Source organism: Glutamicibacter sp. BSL13 (assembly GCF_052928425.1).
Genome location: NZ_JAVGCZ010000140.1, coordinates 1 through 5,046 on the forward strand (window position 1 = coordinate 1; position 5,046 = coordinate 5,046).

Below are 5,046 nucleotides of genomic sequence, written 5' to 3' on the forward strand. Positions count from 1 at the left end.
GGACCGGGGTGCGCAGCGCGGCCGGCCCGTCCTCACCGGAAGCGGGCAGGTAGCGGGTCGCCTTCGCCTCGGCGCGCTCGGCGCGGGCCTGGTCACGGGCAATGGCCTTGCGCTCGGCGGCATCGGCGGCCAGGCGCTTCGCCGCGGCCTTCTGGCGGGCCTTGCGGTCGCGGCGCGGCACGTTCTCCGACCCGACGAGGACGGCGGTGTGCAGCCGGCGGGGCTCTTCATCACTCACGATGCGGGTTCTCCTTCCAAGGAGCAGAGGGGGGTTAGAGGCCGCGGCAGAGCGGGAGCGCGGCGGCAGCGAAGGCGCTGGCCTGCTGCCCGACCAGGCGGCGGGTCTCGCAGGAGGCCTGGACGGCGGCCTGCTCAATGGCCGCGACTGCGGCGTCCAGCTCAGGGCCGGTGTCGGCGGAGACGGCGACGAGCCCGGTGAAGCGGAGGATCCCGTGACCGCTGATCAGGTCGGCTTCCTGCTGGAGGACGTCCTGCAGCTCGGCGGACTGCTCCGCGTCCTCGATCTGCCCGATCCGGCGCCGCTGCGCTTGATCGGAGATGTGCTCGGTCTTGCGCTTGCGGACATCCCGGGCCGCGACATCGGCGCGGATCGGGTCATAGAGCAGGGTGACGGCGCGGCGGATGCCACCGGTGAGCAGCAGCGGGGAGAGGAAGCCGGGGAACACCTGGCTGCGGGGCCATTCGCTGATCCACAGCACGGCATGCCAGGCGGAGTCCGAGCGCAGCCGATCCCAGCGTTCCTCGACGGCGACCGGCCCGGCGGTCGCGAGGTCCTGGCCGATGTTCCCGGCCCGGTCCAACGTCGCGGCGATCTGCGGGTCGTAGGCGGTGCGCAGCATGATGGTCAGCTGCCCGGGCGTGAACCAGTCGGAGGCATCCAGGTCCGCAGCCCGCAACGCCGTGGTCAGCGTGGTCATCTCCTGCTTCAAGACCGCCGCGGCGCCGCGCAGGCCGCGGCCGGCGGTGCGGATCTGCCGGGCGGCGGCCTTCATGTCGAGTGAGAGGGACAAGGTGGAGACGTGGCGTTCCCCGGCGGGGCCGGCCCGGTCGATGAGCTCCTTGTACGTGGTCGCGACCCAGGAGCCGTCATCGACGCCATGGCTCGCCCACCACTGGGCCAGCCCGGTTCCGGAGTCAGGGATGGTGCGCTCCAGGACCTGGATACGAGCGATCCGCCCGGACCGGCACCCGGTGGCAAGCACCCTCCCCCACGCCTGGACCCGGCGCTCCTGCTCGCCGGGATCGAGCAGCACGAACGAGGGGTGGGTGATCTCGCGCAGCACGGTCAGCATCTGGGCGTGCGGGTCGTGCACCATCACCGCCCCGGTCTCCGGGTCCACATACTGCCGTAGCGCGGCGGCGTCGCCGGGCAACGCCAGGGTGCCGGCCGGCCGGGGCTTGACGATGCGGCGCCGGTAGCGGGTCTGCCCGGTGAGCGACCGCCACATCCAGGCCAGGCCGATGGGCAGCCATTCGACGAGGCTGCGCCCGCCGATGCGGATGACGGCGACGAGCAGGGCGGGCAGCCAGACCACGCCCAGGTAGAGGACGGCCTGGCCGCCGGTGTAGAGGCCGAGGACGAAGGCGGCGATCGCGACGCCGATCGCGATCAGCTGGGCCAGGGACAGGCCGAGCAGGATGCCGCGCTTGGACAAGCGGGAGAACTTCACCGGGTGCAGCTCGGCTTCCTCGGCGTGCTTCTCATGGGTGGTCATGGCAGGGATTCCCCTCTCGGATCAGACACGGGCGCCTCGTGGGCGCGCCTGCCACCCAGGTGCGGAACCCGAACAGCGACAGGCCCCACCCGTCCCCGGGGAGCGAGGTCGCCATGACTCGCTCGTCCCGGGCGGGTGGGGCCTGCCGGTCCTGTTCCACCTCCCTCCCGTGAGGATCAGGTCTGCGGTTCGGTCAGTGCTTCGGCGGTGCTGGATCCGTCGGCGGCACCGGCTTCGGGTCCTGGCTCGGCGGGGCTGCCGGCGGCGGTGCTGGTGAGGTAGGTACCGCATCCGCCGGACGAGAGCTGGGCGGTGCCGCGGCCCCGTCGCTGGCGCCGGAGGCCTGCGCATCGGCGGCCTTCCCGATTGCGTCCCCGGCCTTCGGGCCGGCCTCCGCGGCGCCCTTGACGACCGCGACCCCCGCCGCCACGCCCAGGCCGACCGGCCCAGCAGCCGCACCAGCACCGGCCCCGGCACCCGCGCCAGCCCCGGCGCCGCCCGCGCTCCCTGCGCCGGCACTGCCCGCTCCGGCCGTGCCACCGGCTCCAGCGCCCGTCGCTCCCGCACCGGCGCCGGTGCCGGTGGTAGGGCTTGGCGAGTTCGGCGGGGACGGTGGCGGGTTGTCCCCACCCCCTCCACTGCCGCCCCCTCCGCCTCCGTCGGGGCCGTCGCCCTTGGGACCGAGGACCTTCTCGACGTTCTCCGGCTTCGGGGCGTGCGGGACCGGCAGCGGCCGGTTCATCGACTGCTTGGCCTCCTGCTCGGTGCTGGTCAGGTGGTACATGTCCGCGCCGGCGAAGGCGAGCAGCTTGTAGCACATGTAAGGGGCGAAGGCGGCGATGAACATCAGCACGATCCCCGCGACCGGGTCCGCGATGGAGGCCAGGTCGAGGTCGATCGGGGCGTTGACCTGGGTGATGGCGACCAGAAATACGAGGACGACGACGAACTTGGAGAAGATCAGCGCGAGCACGAAGCTGGCCCATTTGGAGAACCATCCCCTCGTGACGTCCCAGCCGGCGCCGGCCAGGGCGATCGGCCCGAGGACGACCAGGATCAGGATCAGCGCCTTGCGCACCAGGAGGCTGAACCAGACGATCGCAGCGGCGGTGATCGCGAGGAAGGCGAGGAAGATGATGATGATCGCCGCCGCGCCCGGCGCGGTGATCTGGATCGCGGTCAGCCCCGCGATGAGGGCGGCGATCTTGCCGCCCATCTCGTCCAGGGTCGTGCCGGTGGCCTGGATGATCCCGATGCACAGCTGGTCGACGATCTCCAGCAGGGTCGCGGTGATCGTGACGAGGATGAACGCGCCGAGCACGCTCTTGGCCATCCCGGTCGCCGCCCGGCCCAGCGCGCCGGGCTCGCGCCGGATGAGGCTGCCGATGAGCTGCAGGCAGAAGAACGCGAAGGTGATCAGGACGGCCAGGCCGAACACGACGTTGTACACGTCGAGGTAGCCGTCCTCGGTGATGTCGACCAGGGTGGTGGTGTCGAACAGCGCCCACACGCCCTCGAACATCCACTGCGCGGCACCGCCGACGGCCTGCGCGAGCCAGTCGAACGGTGCGCTGATCAGGCTCGCGGCTCCTTCACCGACTTTGTCGCAGACGGTACTAATGACAGGGACATCACAGACGCCAGCCATAACCCGCCTCCTTTCGAATTCCTTGGGGGCGGGTCAGGAAATGGTTCCTCCGACATTCCAGAAGAAGTTGATCAGCGTCACGGCACCGCCGGTGATGATCGCGGCGGCGCAGGAGACGAGGACACCGACCTTTCCCCTGGAGGCGAGATGGGGATTGCTGGAGTTGGAGCCGAAGCCCCACACGATCGCCGAGATCAGCAGCGCGAGCACGCTGAGAATGAGCGCCACGGTCATGACCGCGCCGACGATGGTGCGCAGGGCGGCGATGCCGGGAAGGCCGTCGTCGTTGGGGGTGATGTTGATATCCATCGGCACCAGGGCCGGGACGATGGTCGGGACGAGATCCAGCAGGACAGACATGGGGCGGCTCCTTCGAGAACATCCGGCCCGCGCCACTCGCGGGTCAGCGCATCAGGTGCGACCCCGGAACTGGTTGCTCCCGGGACCTCTCCGAGCCCTCCACTCGACGCGTTCCCGCGCCCGATCCGGGCCTCAAAGAAGCGCCCGCGCCGCCCGGTGGCGACGTGGGGCGCGGGCGGCGTCCTGGTCAGAGACCCGGCCCGCCTTGGGTGTCTGCTATACGGTGCTGCCGACCTGGACGAGGAAGTTGACCCAGGCGACGCCCGCGCCGGCCAGCGCGGCGGCCCCGATAGAGACGAGCACGCCGGTCCGGCCGCGAGATGCCGCCTGGAGGTTCCCGTGGGAGGAGGCGATCGCCCAGACGATCGCGCTGACCAGGAGCATCAGCACCGCGACGATCAGCACCACGGTCAGCAGCGCCCCGAGGACGTGGAGGATCTCCGTCTTCCCGCCCACGGCGTCGAAGTCCGGGAACACGTCGATCTCGAGGAGTACCGGAGCGACAGCGGCGATGACGGGCATGGGGATTCTCCTGCTTCCTGGCTTGGGTGACCGTCCAGGTGCGTGCAGGAACCGGCCCGGCAGGGTCGCGGGCAACGGCCCACCGGCCGCCCGTGCGGGCCGGCACAGCGGCGCGGTCGCGGCCCCGGGCGGAGGGCGCATGTCGCGACGATGTGCGCACGGACGCCCACACGTCCGCTGGCCTCTAGTCGCGAATGACGTCGAAGAACGGCCGGTTTCGGAGACGCGCGAAAGACCGTCTATGCTGTCCTCACGGCACAATCTGAGAGGCCATAGGCAGGCCTTCCGTGGCCTATTCCTTGACGGTCACGTGCAGGTGATCGAAATGCCCTCCGGTGATATCGGAGGGGTCGTGCATTCCGCCGCCGTTGTAGTCGCGCCAGCCCTCGTCGTCGCGGTCGATGTTCCAGATCTTGCCCTGCCAGATGAGGCACTGGATGCCGAGCGTCTCGGCGTTGTCCTTCATCCAGTTCGTCACCTCCCAGCCGTCGTCGAGCTGCTGCGGGGTCGGTCGCTGGCCGATCGGGTTGCCGAAGGTGATGTCACACGCCCGGCCCAGGGGATGCTCGGACTTCTGTCCGGGCCGGGGCGAGTAGCAGGACCAGCCGGTGTCGGGGAAGCGCTCGAGGGCGGTCTGGTAGACGTGGAGCATCCGCGCGGTGATCTGCCCGTCGGTGGTCGGGTCGTCCACCATCTGGTTCGGGTCGCCGTCGACCTCGCCCGGATCACCCCCGGGCGCCCGGCTGTCCGTGTCGCAGCCGGACCCTCCTGGGGTGCCTG

4 protein-coding genes and 2 pseudogenes are annotated in these 5,046 nt (G+C 70.7%); all 6 read right to left on the reverse strand.

The genetic code is table 11. The features are described from left to right. Nucleotides 1-238: pseudogene (locus RCJ92_RS14850) on the reverse strand (ATP-binding protein); the annotation flags it as partial. Nucleotides 239-272: 34 nt separating this feature from the next. Further along, entirely contained in the window at nucleotides 273-1,736 is a 1,464-nt protein-coding gene (locus RCJ92_RS14855) for an SCO6880 family protein (protein ID WP_446754976.1), read from the reverse strand. Between the two features lie 193 nt (nucleotides 1,737-1,929). Next, nucleotides 1,930-3,384, reverse strand: coding sequence for a type IV secretion system protein (locus tag RCJ92_RS14860; RefSeq protein WP_446754977.1), 1,455 nt, complete (start codon nucleotides 3,382-3,384; stop codon nucleotides 1,930-1,932). Between the two features lie 33 nt (nucleotides 3,385-3,417). After that, nucleotides 3,418-3,744: a DUF6112 family protein gene (locus RCJ92_RS14865; protein WP_208002055.1), complete on the reverse strand. Its 327-nt coding sequence runs from the start codon at nucleotides 3,742-3,744 to the stop codon at nucleotides 3,418-3,420. Nucleotides 3,745-3,960: 216 nt separating this feature from the next. Continuing rightward, a complete protein-coding gene (locus tag RCJ92_RS14870; RefSeq protein WP_446754978.1) occupies nucleotides 3,961-4,227 on the reverse strand; it encodes a DUF6112 family protein in 267 nt (88 codons plus the stop codon). 331 nt (nucleotides 4,228-4,558) lie between these two features. Beyond that, nucleotides 4,559-5,046, reverse strand: a pseudogene (locus RCJ92_RS14875) (M23 family metallopeptidase); the annotation flags it as partial.